3 protein-coding genes are annotated in these 3,298 nt (G+C 73.3%); all 3 read left to right on the top strand.

Annotated features, from left to right (window positions below; genetic code table 11):
- On the top strand, nt 1-735 hold a 735-nt coding region (locus VKG64_11090), incomplete at its 5' end, for a methyltransferase domain-containing protein (protein ID HKB25588.1).
- A complete protein-coding gene (locus VKG64_11085) occupies nt 732-2,009 on the top strand; it encodes a glycosyltransferase family 4 protein (protein HKB25587.1) in 1,278 nt (425 codons plus the stop codon). The genes VKG64_11090 and VKG64_11085, both read left to right, overlap by 4 nt.
- Nucleotides 2,009-3,124 carry a glycosyltransferase family 4 protein gene (locus tag VKG64_11080; protein ID HKB25586.1) on the top strand — a complete coding sequence of 372 codons (1,116 nt, stop codon included), beginning with the start codon at nt 2,009-2,011 and terminating at the stop codon, nt 3,122-3,124. Before VKG64_11085 ends, VKG64_11080 begins: the two co-directional genes overlap by 1 nt.
- The last annotated feature ends 174 nt before the right edge of the window (nt 3,125-3,298 follow it).

Here is a 3,298-nt window from a genome sequence, read left to right as displayed (position 1 = left end):
GGCAAGGGGGTGGGCGTGCGGCTCGTCAAGTACACGGGCAAGAGCCGCCACTTCATCCATCCCAAGCACCTGGTCGAAGCGCCGTGGCACGACTGGTACGTCGAGCACCTCGTCCCGTCCGATGTCCTCCTCGACGTCGGGTGCGCGAACGGCGCCCACACCGTCAGGGCGGCTCGCCGTGTCCGGAGCGTCGTCGGCGTCGACTACGACGTCGGCCAGCTGCGTGTCGCCGCGGCGACCACTCGGGCGCTGGGCCTGCGCAACGTCCGGTTGCTCGCGTGGGACCTGACGCGATCCTTCCCGTTTCCCGACGCGAGCTTCGACGTGGTCCTGTTCCTCGACGTGATCGAGCATCTGCATCCGCGCGTGCACGTGCTCACCGAGATCCGGCGCGTGCTGAGGCCGCCCGGGCGGCTGCTCGTCTCGGGTCCGAACCGCGACACCTCCTGGCGGCGGCGGCTGCGCGAGGCCGGTCTCTTCGCGTTCTCCGATCCGGACCACAAGATCGAGTACACGCGCGAGGAGTTCCTCGCCGAGCTCGCCGCGGGGGGCTTCGAGCCGGCCGGGCCCGTCATGCCTGTCGTCTACGACACGCCCTGGGCGGGGATGATCGACGCGGTCGGCGGGCTCTCGCTGGGGCTCTACGCGCGGCTCAGTCGCTGGAAGCGCGCCGCCGCCCTGAGGCGCCCGGCCGAGAGCACCGGGTTTCGTGTGGTGGCGAGGGTCGTGCCGTGAACGTCTGCTTCGTCAACGAGTACTTCCCGCCGTTCGCGCCCGGCGGCGCCGAGTGGAGCCTGGAGGCCCTCGCCCGCGCGCTGGCCCGCCGCGGCCACCGCGTCGCGGTCGTGACGCCGAACTACGGTGCGGCGCCGCGCGAGGAGCGCGAGGGCGTGACGATCGTGCGGTTCGCGTTCCCCGTACGGCTCGCGCCGGGACGGACGCTCGCCTCCGCGAAGTGGCTGGCGAACCCGCTCTTCTACGCGTGGGCGGGGCTCGCAGTCGCCCGCGTCGCCCGGCGCGAGCGCGCCGACGTCATCCACGCGCAGAACAAGCACTCGCTCATCCCGGCGACGCTCGCGGGGCGGCTGCTCGGCCTCCCGGTCTTCCTCACGATCCGCGACGGCTCCATCATCGACGCGGCGCCGCTCTGCCTCCACTATCACGACCGGCGGCCGCCCGACTGCGGAGTCCGCAAGCTCTGGCGGGAGTGTTCGGAGGAGTACTTCGCCCTCTACGTGAAGAACCCGCGCCGGAAGCTTCGCTCGAAGCTCGCGTTCCTCTACTTCTGGCTCGATGCCGGGCTCAAGCAGCGCTTCCTCCGACACGTCACCGGCGTCGTCGGCGTCAGCGAGGGGATCCTGGACATCTACCGGCGCTCGGGGCTGCTCGAGGGCGTGCGTAGCGTGCACGCGATCCCCAACGTCCCGCCCGCCGCGCCGCCGGCTCCGGCGCACGAGGTGGAGGCGCTGCGCGAGCGGCTCGCGCTGCGGGGGCGCCGGATCGTGCTGTACGTCGGCAAGTTCTCGCCCGGGAAGGGCACGGCCGATCTCATCGCGGCCGCGCGCGCCGTCGTCCGTGAGTTTCCGGACGCGCTGTTCCTGTTCGTCGGGGAGGGGACGCTCGACGCCGGCGATGCGCACGTGCGCCAGCTCGGCCCACTGGCGAACCGTGAGGTCCTGGCGCTCTACCCCCTGGCGGAGGTGGTCGTCGTGCCGTCGGTCATCCCCGATGCGCTGAGCCGTGTCATCCTCGAGGCGATGGCCGCGGGGCGGCCCGTCGTGGCCACGCGCGTCGGCGGAAGCCCCGAGCTCGTGATCGACGGTAAGACCGGGCTCCTCGTCGAGCGGCGCGCCCCCGTGGAGCTCGCGCGCGCGATCGCGTCGCTGCTACGGGACGAGGCGCTGCGCGCGGCGCTCGGCGCCGGCGCTCGGCGGCACGTCACCGAACGCTTCGGCGCCGACGACAGCGTCGACCGGCTCCTCGCGCTCTACGCGCGCGCGCGCCGCTGATGGTCCTGGGACTCCTCCCCGCGATCCGCGGCGGCCTCGGCGAGCTCGCGAAGACCGGTCAGCACACGCGGCTGATCGACGCCTACCTCCGGCCCTACGCGCGCGCCTTCGAGGAGGTCCTGTATTTCAGTTACCTCGCGGAATCGCTCGAGGCCTACGAGACGGACCGGGAGCTCGGCGCACGCGTCCGCCTCCTCCCCGGCGGTGGCTGGCACCCGTGGGCGTACGGGTTCGTGATGCCCGTCCGCTACTCCCGCGAGCTCCGGAGGTGCTCGATCCTGCGCGTCTTCCAGGTCACTGGCGCGCTTCCCGCGGTGATCGCGAAGCGCCGCTTCGGCACGCCGTTCGTGACCACCTATGGTTTCTGGTACGGGCGCCTCGCGCGGTCACGCGCCACGCGCGCCCTCCGGCGGGTCGTCGAGACCCTCGGGCTCCGCGCGGCGGACGCCGTGATCGTGACGACGCGCGAACTCGCCGCCCACGTCGGCGCCCGCATCGGCGGGGCCAAGGTGCACCTGATCCCGAACGGTGTGGACACCGCGCTCTTCGCGCCGGCGGCGCGCGGCCCGCGCCGGAGACGGAACGTCCTCTACGTCGGGCGCCTGTCGGAGGAGAAGAACCTCGGCGCGCTGGTGGATGCGGCCGCCGCGCTCGCGGAGCGCTTCGACCTGACGCTGACGTTCATCGGCGACGGCCCGTCCCGGTCGCCGCTCGAGGCACACGCGCGGCGCCTGAACGTCGCCGCCGAGTTCATCCCGGTCGTCGAGCATCGGCGGGTCCCCGCCCATCTCGCCGACGCCGACGCGTTCGTGCTGCCCTCGTTCACCGAAGGACACCCGAAGGCCCTGCTCGAGGCGATGAGCGCAGGCGTCCCGTGCGTCGCCTCGAACGTCGGCGGCAACCGCGCCGTCCTCGAGCACAGCGTGACCGGGCTCCTGTTCGAGCTCGGCGACCGGGCCGCGCTCGCGGAGAGCCTGACGCGGGTGCTCGCCGACCCGGGTCTCGCGCGGACGCTCGGCGAGCGGGCGCGCGCGCGGGTCCTCGAGTGCTACGACCTCGCGCGCCTCGTCGCCGAGGAGATCGAGCTCTTGAAGCGCCTGGCCCGAGCCGGCTGATGCCGCTCCCGCTCGGGCTCAGCTACCGTCGCGTCCTCATCGACGCGGAGCTGGCACGGCTCGCGCCGGCGCTCCGCGGCGTGGTGGTCGAGGTCGGCGCCGCGCGCGTCCCGCGCGGCCGGTTCACGCCGCCGGTCGGCCGCGTGCGGCGGTGGCTGCGGGTGAACATCGACC

The organism is Candidatus Methylomirabilota bacterium, assembly GCA_035260325.1.
In the GTDB taxonomy this organism is placed as follows: domain Bacteria; phylum Methylomirabilota; class Methylomirabilia; order Rokubacteriales; family CSP1-6; genus AR19.
The sequence above is the reverse complement of the archived record's forward strand: the minus strand, read 5'-3'. Positions and strand labels throughout refer to the sequence as shown.

What these genes read in the sequence shown, in the direction of transcription:
- VKG64_11080 (HKB25586.1), top strand. Translation starts at nt 2,009, where the DNA reads ATGGTCCTGGGACTCCTCCCCGCGATCCGCGGCGGCCTCGGCGAGCTC.